Genomic DNA, 16,953 nt, shown 5'->3' with positions numbered 1-16,953 from the left:
GAACTCTAACGCGCGTCAGGACCGACGGTTTAGCACGAAGTCCACACTCGACTTGAGGTTTTCGGCGTCGGGACCGAACAGGTCGAGGTGGCTGCGGGCCTGATCGGCCAGATGCGCGACGCGATGCCGCGCCTGATCGACGCCCAGAAGGGTGACGAAATTGGTCTTGCCCTGGGCGGCGTCCTTGCCGCCGGCGGCCTTTCCAAGGACGGTCTCGTCGCCGTCGACATCCAGCAGATCGTCGACGATCTGATAGGCCAGCCCGATGTCGTGGGCGAAGGCGGTCAGGGCCTGACACTGATCGTCCGAGGCGCCGGCGATGATCAGAGGAATTTCGAAGGCATAGGTGAACAGGGCGCCGGTCTTCAGCCGCTGCATCCGGGCGACGCCGCCGAGATCGTCGCGCACGCCCAGCAGGTCGATCATCTGGCCGCCGGCCATGCCCCGCGCGCCCGAGGCCAGGGACAACCGGGCGGCCAGGGCGCACCGGATGGCGGCGTCCTCGTGCGTGTCCGGATGCAGGATGATGTCGAAGGCGGCGGTCTGGAGCGCGTCGCCGGCAAGGATGGCCGTCGCCTCGTCATAGGCGATGTGAACAGTCGGCCGGCCCCGGCGCATGTCGTCATCGTCCATCGCGGGCAGGTCGTCATGGACCAGGCTGTAGGCGTGGACGCATTCCAGGGCGCAGGCGGCGCGAAGCACCGGCCGCTCGTCGATGTCGAACAGCCGCGACGCCTCCATGGCGAAATAGGGCCGCAGCCGCTTGCCCGGACCGAGCGCCGCATAGCGCATGGCCTCGGTCAGGCGGGACTCGGGACCGTCGGCGCGCGGCAGCAGTTCGTCCAGGGCGACGGTGACGAGGTCGGCGACCTCGGCGACGCGCTCGGCGACGGTCTGGGGCGGGGCGTTGGCGGCGAGTTTCATCAGAACAACCGCCCGCCGATCATCGCGTCGCGATCCACGCCGACCAGAACGACCTCGCCGTCCGCATCGGGGAAGCCCAGGGTCAGGACCTCGGACATGAAGGGGCCGATCTGGCGCGGGGGGAAGTTGACTACCGCCGCGACCTTGCGGCCGGTCAGCTGGTCGAGGGTGTAGTGGCGGGTGATCTGGGCCGAGGAGCGTTTGATGCCGATGTCCGGGCCGAAATCGATGGTCAGCTTGTAGGCGGGCTTGCGAGCCTCCGGAAACGGCTCGGCGCGCACGACCTCGCCGACCCGGATGTCGACCTTGAGGAAGTCGTCGAAGGCGATGCGGTCGGTCCCGGGAGAGGCGATCGCGGCCTCCATCATCCGAACTCGGCCGGCTCGACGCCCCTTGCCTGGCCATCCGAACCGACGACGATCTTCTCGACGCGCAGCTGGGCGGCCTTGAGCCGGGCTTCGCAATGGGCCTTAAGGCGCGCGCCCTCTTCGTAGAGCGTAATGGATTCCTCCAGCGGAGCCTGGCCGGACTCGAGGCGCGAGACGATGGTCTCCAGACGCGACAGTGCATCTTCGAAGCTGAGATCGGCAGGGATGGGGGGAGCGGCGTCTGACATCGGATCGACCCTAGAGGCGAGCCGCTTTCGCTTCAACGGGGAACCGGCGTTGCAGGGTAAACGGCGATCAGCCGCGCTCGTAGCGACGCTGGGACCAGTATTTGAAGCCCTGGTTGTGAACCAGCCTCCAGCCGTCGACCTTCAGCCGGGCGCCGACCATGTGATTGAAATAGCCGTGAGCGAGAACGAGCACATCCTCGCCGGTCTCGGCGCGGGCGATCAGCCGCTGCGCCGCCTGTTCGGCCCGGGCCTCGGCCTGGGCACGGGTCTCCTGACCCTCGTGATGATCGAAGGCGTGCCACCAGAAGCGGGCGACGGCGCCCCAGTATTTCGGCGGCAGCCTGAACCAGGACGGGAAATGCGGCGGCGGCAGGGGCGCCTCGATGAACATCACGTCGGACGTGATCTCGCGTCCAGCCGAGACGGCATTGGCGGTTTCCTGCGCGCGCTGGCGGGTCGAGGCGAAGATCACGCCGGCGCCGGCCGCCGTCGCCAGCAGTTCCGGCGGCGGGGTCTGGCCGGCCAGCAGGCCGCCCAGCTCATACTTCGCCCACCAGTCGCGGTACTGGTCAGACGTCAGCATGCATTTGCGCGACAGGGCCGGCTCGCCGTGACGGGCGAGTGTGATCGAGCCGGGGCGCGAGGGCTTCAGCATCTGGCCGGCATCTTGTTCGACACTGTCTGACGTCATGCTGCGGATGAAAGGAAAGACGGCCCAGGATAACAGGGCGCCGACATGGACCTTCCTTACGCCTCCCCCAGGGCCCGCACGTGGGCGAGGGCCGATTGACCCAGTCCTTCGAGGTCGTAACCGCCCTCCAGCGAAGAGACAACCTTGCCGCCGCAATGTCGCCGCGCGACCTCCAGCACCGCACGGGTCGCCCAGGCGAAATCTTCGGCCTCAAGGCTTTGGTGGGCGAGCGGATCGCGCCGGTGGGCGTCGAACCCCGCGGAGATGATGATCAGGTCGGGCGCGAACGCGTCGAGCGCGGGCATCAGTCCGCCCGAGAAGGTGGCGCGCCATGATTCGCGGGCCGCGTGCGGCTCAACCGGCGCATTGACGATATTGCCGACCCCGGTTTCGGACATGGCGCCGGTGCCGGGATACAGGGGCATCTGATGGATGGAGGCGAGGAACAGGGTCGGGTCGGCCTCGAACGCGGCCTGGGTGCCATTGCCGTGGTGGACGTCGAAGTCGACCACGGCGACCTTCGCCATGCCCAGTGACTGCGCGACGCGAGCGGCGACGGCGACATTCGAGAACAGGCAGAAGCCCATGGCCTGGTTCGGCTCGGCGTGATGGCCGGGCGGGCGTACCGCGGCGAAGGCGCGCTGGGTCTGCCCATTTGCGATAGCCCGAACCGCATCGACGGCTGCTCCTGCGGCAAGGCGGGCGGCGCGCACGCTGCCGGGCGACAGGATGGTGTCGGCATCCAGTTGGGCCAGCCCGGTCGCGGGCGAGGCCTCAATCATCCGGGCGACATAGGCGGCGGGGTGGATGCGCTCCAGGTCGGCGACGGCGGCCTCGGTCGCGTCGCGGCGGTCGAGGTTCAGGTCGGCGTCCTCCAGCGCGGCGAGGACGGCGGCCAGCCGCTGGGGACGTTCGGGATGGCCCGCGCCGGGGGCGTGGGCGATCATGTCGGTGTGGGTGAACAGGGCGACGGGCATGGGGGCACGATAGAAGCGAGTCTTCGCAGACCCAAGCGGGTTGAGCAAAACGCAGGTTGGCGGCAAACCCTCCCCATGACCGACGCCGTGATCCGCCCCCCTCGCCCCGAAGACGCCGAAGCCCTCGGCGCGCTGGGCCGCCAGACCTTCATCGACACCTTCGTGGCGGAGGACGGGTTCGCCATCCCCTATCCCGCCGATGATCTTGAGGCCTTTCTGGACGCCAGCTTCTCGACGGGCGCGACGGCGAAGAAGCTGGCCGAGCCGGGCGCGGCCTGGTGGGTGGCGGATCGCAACGGCGAACTGCTGGCCTTCGCCAACACCGGTCCGAACACTCTCCCCCACCCGGACGCCACGCCCGGGAACATGGAGCTGCGCCGTCTCTATGTCGGTAAGGCGGCGCAAGGACTGGGCCTTGGGACCCGGTTGCTGACGCTGTCGCTGGAGTGGATGGAGGCGAACACCGACGGGCCGCTGTGGATCGGTGTCTGGAGCGGCAACCGGAAGGCGCAGAAGCTCTACGATGCCTACGGGTTCACGAAGGCCGGCGAGTACCTGTATCCCGTCGGCGCCTGGCGGGACCACGAGTTCATCTTGCGGCGCGGCTGATCGAGGCTCAGGTTATCTGCCATGCTCCTCCCCTTCTTCGCCGCCCTGCGGCAGGCGAAAGTTCCGGTCTCCACAAAGGAATGGCTCCATCTGATGGAGGCCATGGACAAGGACGTGGCCGGGGGCCGGGTCGAGGACTTCTATCACCTGTCGCGCGCCGTGCTGGTCAAGGACGAGAAACACTACGACCGGTTCGACCAGGTGTTCGGCACGGTGTTCAAGGGCATCGAGACGAACGGGGCGGGCGAGGAGCCGAGCCTGGACGTTCCCGAAGACTGGCTGAAACTGCTCAATGACAAGTTCCTCACCGACGAGGAGAAGGCCGAGATCGAGGCCATGGGCGGGTTCGAAAAGCTGATGGAGACGCTCAAGCAGCGGATGGAGGAGCAGGAGAAGCGCCACGAGGGCGGCAATAAGTGGATCGGCACCGGCGGGACCAGTCCTTTCGGCAACGGCGGCTACAATCCCGAGGGCGTGCGCATCGGCGGCCAGCCAAAGCACGGCCGGGCCGTCAAGGTCTGGGAGAAGCGCGAATACAGGAACCTGGACGACACGGTCGAACTGGGGACGCGCAATATCAAGGTGGCGCTGCGCCGCCTGCGCCGCTTCACACGCGAGGGCGCCGCCGAGGAACTGGACATCGACGGCACGATCGACGGCACGGCGCGTCAGGGCTGGCTGGACATCCGCATGCGGCCGGAGCGGCGCAACACCATCAAGGTGCTGCTGTTCCTCGACGTCGGCGGCTCGATGGACGGCCATATCAAGCTCTGCGAGGAGCTGTTCAGCGCGGCGAAGACCGAATTCAAGAACCTGGAGTTCTTCTACTTCCACAACTGCCTCTACGAGGGGGTGTGGAAGGACAACCGGCGTCGCCATGCCGAGAAGATCCCGACCTGGGACCTGCTGAACAAATACCCGGGCGACTGGCGCGCCATCTTCGTCGGCGACGCGACAATGTCTCCGTATGAGGTGACGATGCCCGGCGGTTCGGTCGAGCACTGGAACGAAGAGGCCGGCGCGGTCTGGATGCGGCGCGCGCGACTGCAATGGGGCAAGTCGGTGTGGCTGAACCCGGTGGCCGAACGGTTCTGGAGCTATACGGCCTCGGTCAAACTGCTCAGCGAGGTCATGGACGAACGGATGTACCCGCTGACGCTGGACGGGCTGGACCGCGCGATGCGGGCGCTGACACGCTGACACGCAGGCGTGAGGTGCGAAAACAGGCGTTTCGTGCGAGCGTGGCTGCAGTTCAGGAGAGTTTCCGATGCTGACCGCCTTCGCCTTGGCCATGGCCATGGTTCTGCAGCAGGCCGTCGTTTGGGAAGCCTCGGCGCCTGTGCCCGAAGCCGAACCCGCCGAGATCGCGGCCCCGGCCAGCGACCTGCCCGCCTGGGCCCTTGCCGATCCCTTCGCCTGGGAACGGTCCCAGTGCAGCCCGCTGGTGAGCCGTGAGCCTCTCGACGTCTGTCAGGCGCGGGTGCGGGTCGAACTGTCCGCCGCGCTCGGCGACCGTCTGCCGGCGGGGCTGAGGCCTGCGGGGGAGCCGGTTCCGTGCCTGGCGACGCCGGGCGACGACGGGAAATATCCTATTGAGTGCGGCGTGCCCGAGCGCCAAGCCGCAGCGACCGTGACGCCGACAGTTCCGGATTGTCGCCCCCGTCCGCAACGCCAGGGAGGATCGGTGGCCTTCGTCAGCGATTGCCGGGCGGAGAACGCCGGCGACGGCGGCCTGTCGTTCCGGCTGTTTGGCAAGGACTGAGGCCAGACAGCAAAAGGCCGCCCCGGGGGGCGGCCTTCGTTCTCGTCATTGGGACGAAAATCAGTGCTTGTCGTTGATGGCGTCCTTGATGCCGCCGACGGTATTCTGGACCTTGCCTTCGACCTGTTCGGCCCGGCCTTCGGCCTTCAGTTTTTCGTCGCCGGTGACCTTGCCGACGCCTTCCTTGACCTTGCCGCCGATGTTCTTGGCGGCGCCTTCGATGCGATCATGATCAGCCATGGGGAGGCTCCTGAATTCGGCGTCGCCACTATGACGACACTTCGACATAGGGAGCGATTCAGGACGGAGCCTGTTCCGTATGGCGCCGCTTAGACTCTGTGCCTCAGCCAGGCGGCGACAGCCCAGGCGTGGGCGTCATGGCGAAGTTCCGCGAGCGCCGTGCGAGGGTGGAGCCAGACCAGTTGGTGGTCGTCCTCGACCTTGCGGGACGGATCCAGCGCCAGCATTTCGGCGATCCAGAAGCCGCCGACATTGTTGACGGGGACCCCATCCGACTTGCGGAAATACTGGCCGGCCTCGGCGATGCGCTCGATCGGGCGGACGGTCATGCCCGTCTCTTCCACGAACTCGCGGACCAGGGCCTGTTCCTCGGTCTCGTCGCCGTCCACTGCGCCGCCCGGCAGGTCATGGTAGGGCGTGTCGCGGGTCACGCGGACGCAGGCGATCTTCTCGTCATGGAAAACCAGGCCGAAAGTCGCAGGGCGGTACAGATAGTCGACGCCGGCATCGGCGTGGCCGAACTGAAGCGAGGACTTCACAGATCGAAGGCCAGGCGCGCGCGGACGCCCTTGTGCGCCCCGTCGATCTCGACGGCCGAGCGCAGGCCCGAGGCCATGGCGGTGATGATCTTGCCGCCCAGCCCAGTGCCCTTGGGCTTGCCGTCGCCAAGACCGGGACCGTCGTCCTCGACCGTCAGGATGGCGCGACCGGTCTCGTCGGGGCGGAGGATGACGCGGATCTCGCCCGCCTCGCCCGCGACGTAGGCATACTTCACGGCATTGGTGACGAGTTCTGTGACGATGACACCCAGCGACACGGCCTGGTCGGTGGAGACCTTCATCGGTTCTGCCTGAAGCGTGATGTTGGGCGAGGACGCATCCGATCCCAGCGACTTGGTCAGTTCGCCGACCAGGCCGTCCAGATAGGCCTGCATGTCCACCGATTCCATGTCGCCGGAGGTGTAGAGGCGGCGGTGCACGTGGGCGACGGCCTCGATCCGGGCCTGAGCTTCGCGGAGCGCATCGCGGGCGCCCTCGTCGGCCATGTGGCGCAGTTGCAGCGACATGAAGGTCGAGACAAGCTGGAGCGAGTTGCCGACGCGGTGATTGACCTCGCGCAGCATGGCCTCGGCGCGGTCGCGGGCGACCCGGACCTGCTCCTGGGCCTCCTCGTTCTCGCGCTCCAGCCGGCGACGCAGCAATGCGTCTTCCAGCGCCGAACGCAGCAGGGCGGTGAAGTCCTCCGACACGTCCTTGATCACATAGTCCGCAGCCCCGGCGCGCAGGGCGGCGACGGCGATCCGCCCCTCCTGGGCTCCCGTCACATAGACGACAGGCGGGGGCGCAGGGCGGTGCAGGATGTCGGGCAGGACGTCGAGACCGTCGCGGCCGGGCATATAGTGGTCCAGCGCGCAGATATCAAAGTCGTCCGCGTCCAGCGCCGCCACGCCCTCGTCCCCGTCGGCGGCAAGGGTGACGTCATAGCCGTGACGGCCGAGCTCCTTCTGCACGAGCCGCGACAGGCCGCGGTCATCGTCGATGTAGAGCAGCCGGATGGGCGGCCTTTCGGTCGTCATTCTATCTCGGGCGCCTGCATGACGGACAGGAACAGACCCAGCTGACGGATAGCGCCGGCGAAGCTTTCGTAGTCCACGGGCTTGGTGATGTAGACGTTGCAGCCAAGGTCGTAGCAGCGCTGGATCTCGGTCTTGTCGTCGGTTGTGGTCAGGACGACGACAGGGGCGCGCTTCAGGCGCTCGTCCCGCTTGACTTCGGCCAGGATGTCGGTCCCGCTCATATCCGGCAGGTTCAAATCCAGCAGGATCAACATCGGCCCGTTGGCCCTGACCTCTTCCGAGAACAGATAGTCCAGCGCCGGCTGGCCGTGGTCGAAGTGGACGATCTCGTTGGAGATATTGGCCCGACGGATGTTCTTCTCGATCAGCTTGGCGTGGCCGTGGTCGTCCTCGACCATCACGATTTTTACGGGTGCGCTCACTGGGTGTCTCCGGCCTCGTCGAGGATCAGGCGTTTGGGGAATTTCAGGCGGAATGTCGAGCCTTCGCCAAGGGCGGAGTCGACGTCGATGGAGCCGCCAAGACGGCGAACGCTGTTCCGGACGAAGGCGAGGCCCAACCCCTCCCCCGGCCGGTCCTGACGGCCTGACCGGCGGAACAGTTCGAAGATGCGTTCGTGGTCCTTGGGCGCGATGCCGCGCCCCTGGTCGGCGATGGCGAACTCGACCCAGCCGCCGCCCAGATCGCGCCCGCTGACCTCGATCCGGTTGGGGCGATTGGCGTCGGAATATTTTACGGCGTTCTCGATCAGGTTGCCGATGATCTGTTCGATCGACAGACGGTCGCTTTCGAAGGGGACCATCTCGCCCACGACGAACGCCGTGTTCGTTTCCTCGAGCTGGTGGCGGATACTGTCCGCCGCCGCCTTCGCCATCTCACCGACGTCGATCGTTTCCGGAGTGAGCCCGCGTCGGCCGTCACGCGACAGCTTCAGAATGGCGTTGATCAGACGATCCATCTTTTCCGTCGAGGCGCGGATGAAGCCGATCGCCTCGGGCACATCTTCGCGCGCGGCGGTGATGGCGTCCTGTTCGATCAGATCGGGCGCGACCGTCTCGACCTTTGTCAGTTGCAGATCGATGGTCCTGCCCGCCTGCTCCAGCTCGGCGGTGTAGCCCATGACGTTGACGAGCGGCGAACGCAGATCGTGGCTGACGATATAGGCGAACCGCTGCACCTCCTCGTTGGCGCGCGTCAGGGCGGCGGTGCGGGCCTTGATCGTGTCCTCCAGCCCGGCGTTGACACGATCGAGATCGGCGCGCGCCCTCGCCAGGTCCATCAGATACCGACGAACCAGCACCGCGACGATGGCGCCGAGGACGAGGATCAACGCGCCGGCGATCGCATTGACGATGATGGTGAAGACCGCCGAGCCCTCGGATCTGGCCTGCTGGGCCGACAGGCGCGCGCCGAGCTGGGAATCGAGGGTGGATATCTCGGTGTCCATCTGCTCCATCAGGGTCTTGCCTCGACCGGAGCGGACCTGATCCAGCGCCTGTGCGGTCTGTCCCCGACGGGACAGGTCGAGGATGCTGGACATCTCCAGGACCTTGTCGCGCGACAGGCGGGTCAGGGCCTCCACGGAAGCTTGGCCGACCTCGTCATCTCCGGCGAGCGCGTTCAGCCGGTCCAGCAGTTGGGGAGCGGCCTGTGCGCTCTGGTCGTAGGTCAGCAGGAAGCTTGTCTGGCCGGTCAGCAGATAGCCGCGCTGGGCGGCCTCGGCGTCCTTGATATTCAGCAGGACGCTCCGGGCGGCGCGACGCACCTGCCAGGTGGCGTCCACCTGCTCGTTGAAGGCCGCCGTTCGCTGAATCAGGACTAACGTCGAGAGGTTGACCAGCAGCAGCAGGGCGATGGCGCCGGCCAGAAGCAGGAAGATCGAGCGACCCAGGGTGCCTTGACGCAGGAACCGGCCGAATTGCGAGAGGGTTTGGGGAAAGATCGACGACATGCGGTGCAAGCTTTAGCGTCGCACATTCGCGTGTCCAGCGAAGTCATTCGCGACGCAAGCTGTGCAGGACCACAGTGTTACGTTAACAAGCTGTGCTGTTTCGGGAGTAGGTATAATGTTCTGGTGGTGGTGGATCGCGCCGACGGCCCTGGCCATCATCGGCGTCCTGATTCTGTTCGCCGGACTGGCTTCACTGTTCCGGGGCAAGTTCTTCGGCGGTCTTTTCGGCACCGCCGGAGGCGCCGCCCTGGTCGCGGCGGGCCTCGGCGCGGCCCTTCTGGGCCAGAACGTCCAGACCTATTCGCGCCTGACCTATGAGCGGCCGGTGGCGAGCCTGTCGATCCGTCAACTGGCGCCCCAGTATTTCGAGGTCGTGGTGGCCCAGCCGGCGCAGGGCGAACTGCCGGCGCGAACGGCCGTCTATCCCGTCAACGGCGACGAATGGCGGATGGAGGCCCAGGTCCTGAAATGGAAGCCGTGGGCCAACGTCGTCGGGCTTGATTCCCAGTACCGGCTCGATCGCCTTTCGGGCCGCTATCAGAACATCGAACAGGAACGGACGGGCGCCCGGAGCGTCCACGCCCTGTCCGGCGGCGACGTAAAGACGGGCCCCTTGGCCTGGGCGCCCTGGAACCTGAGCGTCTGGGACGTGGCGCGACGGTATCGTCGCTACATCGACGCCGTGGACACCCTCTACGGCTCCGCCGCCTACATGCCGATGGCGAATGGCGCGACCTACGAGGTCTGGATCACCCAGTCCGGTCTGATCGCCCGACCCACCAACGAAGCGGCCCGCGCGGCCTCGGCCGGCGGGTTCGTACGGGTCGACTAGACCGACCCCAGCGTCCGCAGACGCGCCTTCGGATGCACTTCGTTCTGGCTCATCACGACCGTCTGGCCGCGGAAGCGTTCGATGATCGAGCGGACGTAGGGGCGGATCTGCGGACCGGTCAGCAGGACCGCGCTCTCGCCCGACATGGCGGCGCGTTCGAAGACGTCGCGGACATTGCGGATGAAGTCCTGGAGCCGGGACGGCGCCATGGCCAGCTGCTTGTCCTCACCCTGACCGACCAGGGCCTCGGCGAAGGCGGCCTCCCAGTCGGGCGACAGGGTGATGATCGGCAGGGCCCCGTCCTCGGCCTTGTGCTGCCAGCATAGCTGGCGCGCCAGTCGGGTGCGGACGTGTTCGACCAGGGTGGTGACCGACGAGGAATGCGGCGCCGCCTCGGCCAGGCCCTCAAGGATGGCGCCGAGATCCCGGATCGAAACCTTCTCGCGAAGCAGGGCCTGAAGCACCCGCTGCAGCGTGGTGACGGTGACGACCGAGGGCACCAGTTCGTCGACCAGCTTCTTCTCTTCCGGCCCCAGTTCCTTGAGCAGCTTCTGCACCTCGGCATAGGTCAGCAGATCCGCCATATTCTCCTTCAGGATCTCGGTCAGATGGGTGGTCAGCACCGTCGAGGGATCGACGATGGTGTAGCCCCGGAACGTCGCCTCTTCGCGCAGGCTCTCGTCGATCCAGGTCGCGGGCAGACCGAAGGCGGGCTCCTTGGTGTGTTCGCCCGGCAGCTCGACCTGACGTCCGGCCGGGTCCATGGCCATCAGCGACCCCAGACGGACCTCGCCGGCGCCGGCCTCCATCTCCTTGATGCGAATGGCGTAGCCCTGGGTCGGCAGGCGCATGTTGTCGAGGATGCGCACCGACGGCATGACGAAGCCGAACTCCTGCGCCATGGCGCGGCGCAGGGCGCGGACCTGATCCGTCAGGCGGCGGCCCTCCAGATCATTGATCAGGGTCAGCAGCGAATAGCCCAGCTCGATCTTGACCTCGTCGATGGTCAGGGCCGTGCCGATCGGCTCTTCCGCGTCATCCTTTGGCTTGCCCGCGTTTGCGGCGGCGGCCAGCTCGGCCTCGGTCGGCTGGGGCTTCAGCTTGGCGCGCCCGTGATGCCAGGCCATGTAGCCGGCCCCGATGGCCAGGGCCGCGAAGGGGATGATCGGCATGCCGGGGATCAGGGCCAGCAGGGCGGAAGCGGCGGCAACCATGCCGAGGCTGACGGGGTTGGTGGCCAGTTGCTGGACCAGGGCCTTGTCGGCCGAGCCCTCGACGCCGGCCTTGGACACCAGGAAGCCGGCGGCGATCGAGATGATGATGGCGGGAACCTGGGTGACCAGACCGTCGCCGATGGTCAGCTGGATATAGGTGTTGGCCGCCTCGCCGACCGGCAGGCCATGCTGGATCGTGCCGATCAGGATGCCGCCGATGGCGTTGATGGCGACGATGATCAGACCGGCGACGGCGTCGCCGCGCACGAATTTGGACGCACCGTCCATGGCCCCGAAGAAGGTCGATTCCTGCTCCAGTTCCTTGCGGCGCAGCTTGGCCTGATCCTCGGTGACCAGACCGCTGGACAGGTCGGCGTCGATGGCCATCTGCTTGCCCGGCATGGAGTCCAGGGTGAAGCGGGCGCTCACCTCGGCGATCCGGGTCGAACCCTTGGTGATGACCACGAAGTTCACCACCAGGATGATAGCGAAGATGATGATGCCGATGATGAAACTGCCGCCCATCATCAGGGCGCCGAAGGCGTTGATGACCTGACCGGCGGCGTCGTGGCCCTCGTGCCCGTGAGTCAGAACCAGACGGGTGGACGCCAGGTTCAGGCCCAGCCGGAACAGGGTCGAGATCAGCAGCACAGTCGGGAAGATGGCGAAGTCCAGCGGACGCTTCATCATCAGCGCCGTCATCAGGATCAGCACCGACGAGACGAGGCTGATGGCCAGCAGCAGGTCGAGCAGGAACTTCGGGACCGGCAGGATCAGCAGCAGGATGACGCCGATCACGCCGATCGCCATCCCGACCTCGCCGCGCATCAGCCAGCCGCGGATGTCGCCGCCGGTCGGACGGGCCATACCGTCCTTCATCATGACCGGCGTGTCGGTCATGCGCGGTCGCCCGAGGGCGTCCGCGAACAGGCGGGGATTGCCGGCGAGCCGGCCCCTGTGAGAATGGCGATCACGCCGCGTTCGCGCCGTAGGCGGTCGTGGCGATGCCCGTCTGGGGCGCCATGATCCGCGTGCCCTCGTCCGCGTACTCGTTGAGCTTGTTGCGCAGGGTCCGGATCGAGATGCCCAGGATGTTGGCCGCATGCGTCCGGTTGCCCAGGCAGTGGCTCAGGGTGTCTAGGATCAGGGTCTTTTCCATCTGGGCGACGGTCTGGCCGACATAGGCGCGCGAGACGGCGTCGGCGGTCTGGGCGGCCCGGGCGGCGGGCCCCGCGTCGGAACCGGCGATGACGCCCGTCAACGGCTGGCCGTCTGGCAAACGGATGGCCTCGGCGTCGATCTCGGCGCCGACGGCCAGGAGGACTGCGCGGTGCATGGCGTTTTCCAGCTCCCGGACGTTGCCCGGCCAGCGGTGGGCGGCAAGCGCCCGCCGTGCGTCCTGCGATAGCGGCCGGACCGGCACGCCGTTGGCGGCGGCGTATTTCTTGACGAAGTGATCGGCCAGCACGGCCACGTCACCGGGCCGTTCGCGCAGGCTGGGCAGGCGCAGGTTGACGACGTTCAGGCGGTACAGAAGGTCTTCGCGGAACACGCCTTCCGCAACGGCCTTGGCAAGGTCGCGGTTGGAGGTGGCGATGATGCGGATGTTGACCGGCACGGGTTTGGTCCCGCCGACGCGGTCGATGACCCGCTCCTGGATCGCGCGCAGCAGCTTGGCCTGAAGCCGGGCGTCCATCTCACTGATTTCGTCCAGCAGCAGGGTGCCGCCGTCGGCCTCCTCGAACTTGCCGATCCGGCGGGCGACCGCGCCGGTGAAGGCGCCCTTCTCGTGCCCGAACAGCTCGGATTCAAGCAGGTTGTCGGGAATGGCGGCGCAGTTGACGCTGATCAACGGCCGCTCGGCACGCTTGGAGTGCTGGTGCAGATAGCGCGCCATGACCTCTTTGCCGACGCCGCTCTCGCCGGTGATCAGGATGGAGGCTTCCGAGCGGGCCACCTGGTCGGCCAGCTTGATCACGGCCTGCATCGACGGATCGGCGGAAATCAGCGGGCGCTCGTCGTCGGCGACGGCGGCCAGGACGGCGGCGATCAGGTCGGCGTCCGGCGGAAGCGGAATGAACTCCTTGGCCCCGGCGCGGATGGCGGCGGCGGCCTTGTCCGCATCGTTGTCGACCCCACAGGCCACGACCGGCACGAAGATGCGCTCAGCATCGTTGGCGGCGATCAGGGCCCCGATGTCGAGGTTGTAGTCGACCATCAGCAGGTCGGCCCCCTGCCCGCGCCGGAGCTGCTCCGTCGCCTGATCCGTGCGTTCGACGTGGCTGACCTTGGCGCCGTGCGCCATGGCCATCTTCACCGCCGCCGCGAGTTGGCCCGAAAGCCGTCCGACCACCAGAAGCCGCATGGGTCTTCTCCCTTAATCCGTACCGGAACCGGCGCGCCCTAGGCGGCCGAATCCTCTGTCTTGATGATTTCCGTCATGGTCACGCCCAGGCGATCCTCGACGACGACGACCTCCCCGCGAGCGACCAGACGGTTGTTGACGAAGATATCGATGGCCTCGCCGACCTTGCGGTCCAGCTCGAGCACCGACCCGCGATTGAGTTTCAGCAGCTGCGCCACCGTCATATGAGCCTTGCCCAGGACGGCGGAGATGTTCACCGGCACGTCGAACACGGTCGACAGGTCGGCGGCGGACTTGTCCCCGGTGTCGTCAACCATGGCGAGGGCTGTGGACTCCGGAAACTCTTCCAAAGCGAGATCGTCGGCGGCCATCAGAGGTCACTTCCGTTGATGAGGGGTTCGGCGTGCCCGGCTTCGGAGGCCAGGGCGGAGTTCAGGGCGGTCGCGATACGATCGGCGGCGGCGGCGGGATCGAAGTCGGCGCGGCCGTCGGCCCATTCCAGCTGGAAGGCGGCCAGCGGCAGGGACAGGTCTTCGCGGAAGGCCACCACGCCGGTGAAGCCGGCGTCGACACAGATCGCCTGGATCTTCTCTTGCACGCCCGGCTCCAGGCCTGAGGCGCGGACGACCAGACGGGGCGACCCGTCGATTTCCTGGCCCAGGGTCTCCAGCGCCGACTGCAGCGGGCCGATCGGCAGACGCTCGAGGGCGGCGGCGGCGATGACCCGGGCGGCGGCGAGAGCGAGGCCTGCTGACTGTTCGCGGTGGGTCCGGGCGACGTGGGTCAGGGCGGGGATGGCCTGAGCAAGCGCCTGACCGATGGCGGCGACGCCCATGGCCTCGATGCTGGAGGCTTCGGCCAGCGCCGCCTCGCGCGCCTCGAACCGGGCCTGGGCGACCAGGGCCTCGACCTCGGACGGCATGTAGGCGCGCTTGGTCGGGCGGAACGTCGAGGCGCGCACGACCGATCCCTGACCGTCGAACTCGGTGTCGAAGGAGAAGGGCCGGCTGTTGATGGGGGCGTGATCGGTCATGTCAGTAGATCAGCTCGTCGTCGCCGGAGGCCCCGGCCAGCATGATCTCGCCGCGCGCCGCCAGATCCTTGGCGACCTGGACCATGGCCATCTGGGCGGTGTCGACGTCCTTCAGACGGACGGGGCCCATCGACTCCATGTCCTCGCGCATGATCTTGGACGCGCGCTCGGACATATTGGTGAAGAACATCTCGCGCAGGGTCTCGGACGCGCCCTTCAGGGCCAGGCCCAGGGAATCCTTCTCGACCGACCGCAGCAGGGTCTGAACGCCGCCGGGGTCCAGCTTGTTCAGGTCCTCGAAGACGAACATCAGGGCGCGGATGCGTTCGGCGCTTTCGCGGTTCCGCTCTTCCAGAGCGCCAATGAACCGGGCCTCGGTCTGGCGGTCGAACGAGTTGAAGATGTCCGCCATCGCCTCGTGGCTGTCCCGCTTCGAGGTACGGGCCAGGTTCGACATGAACTCGGTGCGCAGCGTCTGTTCGATCTTGTCGAGGATATCGCGCTGAACCGGCTCCATACGCAGCATCCGCTGGACGCATTCGAGGGCGAAGTCCTCAGGCAGGGACGTCAGAACGCGAGCGGCGTGGTCGGGCTTCACCTTCGACAGGATGACCGCGACCGTCTGGGGGTATTCGTTCTTCAGATAGTTGGCGAGAACGGCCTCGTTCACATTGCCCAGCTTGTCCCACATGGTCCGGCCGGCGGGACCACGGATTTCCTCCATCAGGCCATCGACACGTTCCGGCGGAAGGAAGGCGGCCAACAGTCGCTGGGTCTGTTCGAACGAGCCCATAACGGCGCCCGAGCCGCTCATGCCCGACACGAACTCGACCATCAGCTCCTCGACCACCGAGGCGCTGACCGTGCCCAGACCCGCCATGGCCTGAGAGATTTCCTTGACCTCGTCGTCGTCCAGCCCTTGCCACAGGCGGGTATGCTCCTCGCCGAGCGCCAGCAGGATGACAGCCGCCTTTTCCGGACCGGTCAGTTTCTTGACGTCGTCCACGGACGCTTTCTTGCTGGCCACCCGGGCGACCATCAGCCTTCGTGAACCCAGCCGCGCAGGATGGCGGTCGACTCATCCGGGTGCTTCTCGACGAAGTCGGCGACCTTCTTGACCGACGACGCCTTCACCTGACCCTCGATCCGGGCGATATCGAGCCTCTGATCGATTTCCGACGGGGCCATCAACTGACCGGCCGCGCCGCCGACGACGCTGGTCTGCAGCGAGGTGACGCCGCCCTGGCCGCCGCCCGCGCCGGCCAGGGCGGGCACGCCGCCGGGACCGCTCGCCGACTTCAACAGCGGGCGCAGGACGAAGAAGATCAGCAGCAGACCCGTGATCAGCAGAACCAGCAGCTCGACACCGCGCATGATGTCGTCCTTGGTGAAGTTGAACAGCGACGACCCCGCCTCCTCGCCACCGACCGCCGCCGTGTCGCGGTTGAAACGCACCGCCGTCACCTGGACGATGTCGCCGCGCTCGGCGTTAAAGCCCACGGCCGCCTTGACCAAGGCCTCGATCTTGGCGCGGTCCTCTTCAGAGACCGGCGCATAGGTGGGCTCGCCGTCGCCGCTGGCCGGAGGCGTATATTTGCCGTCGACAGCCACGGCCACGGCCAGCTTCTTGACCTCTCCGGCCTCTTTCACCGTCGTGGTGGTGGTATTGGAGATTTCGTAGTTGGTGGTCTCGGTGTTCTGGGTGTCGGTGGAGCCGATGGGCGTGACATTGGGGGCCTGACCGCCGGGGATGTTGTTGGTCGCCGTGGCGCCGCCGTCAGCCTGGCCGGTCGTGTCCTGGCTTTCGGAGCCGTTCGTCGAGGTCGAGCGGACGACCTGGCCGTCGGGGTCATAGACCTGCTGCTGGGTGGTCGAGCGGCTGTGGTCGATATCGGCGGTGACCTGGACGCGGGCAGCCCCGACGCCGACGACGCCCTCGACGATGTCCTTGATGCGGGCCTGAAGCTGGGCCTCGGTCGAGCTCTTGGCTTCTTCGGCGGAGGCAGCGCTGAAGCCGCCTGCGTCCGCGCCTGCCGCCAGCGTTCGGTTGGAGGTGTCGGTCAGTGTGACCCGCTCGGGCTTCATATTGGTGACCGAGGAGGCCACCACATTGCGGATGGCCTGGACCTGGGCACCGGACAGCTGGCCGCCACTGACGCCCAC

20 protein-coding genes are annotated in these 16,953 nt (G+C 67.0%); 4 read left to right on the top strand and 16 right to left on the bottom strand.

Translation table 11 applies throughout. The features are described from left to right. Positions 1–15: 15 nt before the first annotated feature. The 5 genes from RMO01_RS16135 to RMO01_RS16115 form a co-directional block, all read right to left on the bottom strand. Positions 16–924 (bottom strand): farnesyl diphosphate synthase, encoded by a 909-nt coding sequence (locus RMO01_RS16135; protein WP_309630087.1) that lies wholly within the window; start codon positions 922–924, stop codon positions 16–18. Continuing rightward, positions 924–1,289 (bottom strand): tRNA-binding protein, encoded by a 366-nt coding sequence (locus RMO01_RS16130; RefSeq protein ID WP_309630086.1) that lies wholly within the window; start codon positions 1,287–1,289, stop codon positions 924–926. The genes RMO01_RS16135 and RMO01_RS16130 overlap by 1 nt, the downstream gene beginning before the upstream one ends. Next, complete coding sequence (locus RMO01_RS16125) at positions 1,289–1,540, bottom strand: exodeoxyribonuclease VII small subunit (protein WP_309630085.1); 252 nt, start codon at positions 1,538–1,540, stop codon at positions 1,289–1,291. Before RMO01_RS16125 ends, RMO01_RS16130 begins: the two co-directional genes overlap by 1 nt. Positions 1,541–1,607: 67 nt before the next feature. Continuing rightward, positions 1,608–2,195 carry a histidine phosphatase family protein gene (locus RMO01_RS16120; RefSeq protein ID WP_309630084.1) on the bottom strand — a complete coding sequence of 196 codons (588 nt, stop codon included), beginning with the start codon at positions 2,193–2,195 and terminating at the stop codon, positions 1,608–1,610. 92 nt (positions 2,196–2,287) lie between these two features. After that, complete coding sequence (locus RMO01_RS16115) at positions 2,288–3,208, bottom strand: histone deacetylase family protein (RefSeq protein ID WP_309630083.1); 921 nt, start codon at positions 3,206–3,208, stop codon at positions 2,288–2,290. 75 nt (positions 3,209–3,283) lie between these two features. On the opposite strand from RMO01_RS16115, the gene RMO01_RS16110 reads away from it, so the two are divergent. From RMO01_RS16110 to RMO01_RS16100, 3 genes are all read left to right on the top strand, one after another. Then, positions 3,284–3,817, top strand: coding sequence for a GNAT family N-acetyltransferase (locus tag RMO01_RS16110; protein ID WP_309630082.1), 534 nt, complete (start codon positions 3,284–3,286; stop codon positions 3,815–3,817). 21 nt (positions 3,818–3,838) lie between these two features. Next, positions 3,839–5,017, top strand: coding sequence for a VWA domain-containing protein (locus tag RMO01_RS16105; RefSeq protein WP_309630081.1), 1,179 nt, complete (start codon positions 3,839–3,841; stop codon positions 5,015–5,017). A 67-nt stretch (positions 5,018–5,084) separates the two neighbouring features. Beyond that, positions 5,085–5,579: a hypothetical protein gene (locus tag RMO01_RS16100; protein WP_309630080.1), complete on the top strand. Its 495-nt coding sequence runs from the start codon at positions 5,085–5,087 to the stop codon at positions 5,577–5,579. Between the two features lie 60 nt (positions 5,580–5,639). On the opposite strand, the gene RMO01_RS16095 is transcribed toward RMO01_RS16100, so the two are convergent. The 5 genes from RMO01_RS16095 to RMO01_RS16075 all read right to left on the bottom strand — a co-directional run bounded on the left by RMO01_RS16095 (position 5,640) and on the right by RMO01_RS16075 (position 9,346). Beyond that, positions 5,640–5,819, bottom strand: a complete 180-nt coding sequence (locus RMO01_RS16095; RefSeq protein ID WP_309630079.1) for a CsbD family protein — start codon at positions 5,817–5,819, stop codon at positions 5,640–5,642. Positions 5,820–5,908: 89 nt separating this feature from the next. Continuing rightward, positions 5,909–6,358 carry an NUDIX domain-containing protein gene (locus tag RMO01_RS16090; protein WP_309630078.1) on the bottom strand — a complete coding sequence of 150 codons (450 nt, stop codon included), beginning with the start codon at positions 6,356–6,358 and terminating at the stop codon, positions 5,909–5,911. Then, positions 6,355–7,395 (bottom strand): histidine kinase dimerization/phosphoacceptor domain -containing protein, encoded by a 1,041-nt coding sequence (locus tag RMO01_RS16085; RefSeq protein ID WP_309630077.1) that lies wholly within the window; start codon positions 7,393–7,395, stop codon positions 6,355–6,357. The genes RMO01_RS16090 and RMO01_RS16085 overlap by 4 nt, the downstream gene beginning before the upstream one ends. Beyond that, positions 7,392–7,793 (bottom strand): response regulator, encoded by a 402-nt coding sequence (locus RMO01_RS16080; protein WP_309630109.1) that lies wholly within the window; start codon positions 7,791–7,793, stop codon positions 7,392–7,394. The genes RMO01_RS16085 and RMO01_RS16080 overlap by 4 nt, the downstream gene beginning before the upstream one ends. Positions 7,794–7,813: 20 nt before the next feature. Beyond that, positions 7,814–9,346 (bottom strand): CHASE3 domain-containing protein, encoded by a 1,533-nt coding sequence (locus RMO01_RS16075; RefSeq protein WP_309630076.1) that lies wholly within the window; start codon positions 9,344–9,346, stop codon positions 7,814–7,816. 115 nt (positions 9,347–9,461) lie between these two features. Here RMO01_RS16075 and RMO01_RS16070 point away from each other — a divergent pair, with 115 nt between their 5' ends. Continuing rightward, positions 9,462–10,178: a hypothetical protein gene (locus RMO01_RS16070; RefSeq protein ID WP_309630075.1), complete on the top strand. Its 717-nt coding sequence runs from the start codon at positions 9,462–9,464 to the stop codon at positions 10,176–10,178. Here RMO01_RS16070 and flhA read toward each other — a convergent pair. The 6 genes from flhA to RMO01_RS16040 all read right to left on the bottom strand — a co-directional run. Next, positions 10,175–12,274 (bottom strand): flagellar biosynthesis protein FlhA, encoded by a 2,100-nt coding sequence (gene flhA / locus RMO01_RS16065; RefSeq protein WP_309630108.1) that lies wholly within the window; start codon positions 12,272–12,274, stop codon positions 10,175–10,177. The genes RMO01_RS16070 and flhA overlap by 4 nt on opposite strands. 88 nt (positions 12,275–12,362) lie before the next feature. Further along, positions 12,363–13,757, bottom strand: a complete 1,395-nt coding sequence (locus RMO01_RS16060; RefSeq protein ID WP_309630074.1) for a sigma-54 dependent transcriptional regulator — start codon at positions 13,755–13,757, stop codon at positions 12,363–12,365. A gap of 38 nt (positions 13,758–13,795) precedes the next feature. Next, positions 13,796–14,128: a flagellar motor switch protein FliN gene (fliN, locus tag RMO01_RS16055; protein ID WP_309630073.1), complete on the bottom strand. Its 333-nt coding sequence runs from the start codon at positions 14,126–14,128 to the stop codon at positions 13,796–13,798. Continuing rightward, a complete protein-coding gene (locus RMO01_RS16050) occupies positions 14,128–14,790 on the bottom strand; it encodes a flagellar assembly protein FlbE (RefSeq protein WP_309630072.1) in 663 nt (220 codons plus the stop codon). The genes fliN and RMO01_RS16050 overlap by 1 nt, the downstream gene beginning before the upstream one ends. Before the next feature lies 1 nt (position 14,791). After that, positions 14,792–15,829: a flagellar motor switch protein FliG gene (fliG, locus tag RMO01_RS16045; protein ID WP_309630071.1), complete on the bottom strand. Its 1,038-nt coding sequence runs from the start codon at positions 15,827–15,829 to the stop codon at positions 14,792–14,794. Next, positions 15,829–16,953: flagellar M-ring protein FliF C-terminal domain-containing protein (locus tag RMO01_RS16040; RefSeq protein ID WP_309630070.1), on the bottom strand; the 1,125-nt coding region annotated here is incomplete at its 5' end. The genes RMO01_RS16040 and fliG, both read right to left, overlap by 1 nt.

It is taken from the genome of Brevundimonas sp. (assembly GCF_031412435.1).
Classification (GTDB): Bacteria; Pseudomonadota; Alphaproteobacteria; order Caulobacterales; family Caulobacteraceae; genus Brevundimonas.
Note: the sequence above shows the minus strand (reverse complement) of the source record. Positions and strands in the feature narration are given on the sequence as shown.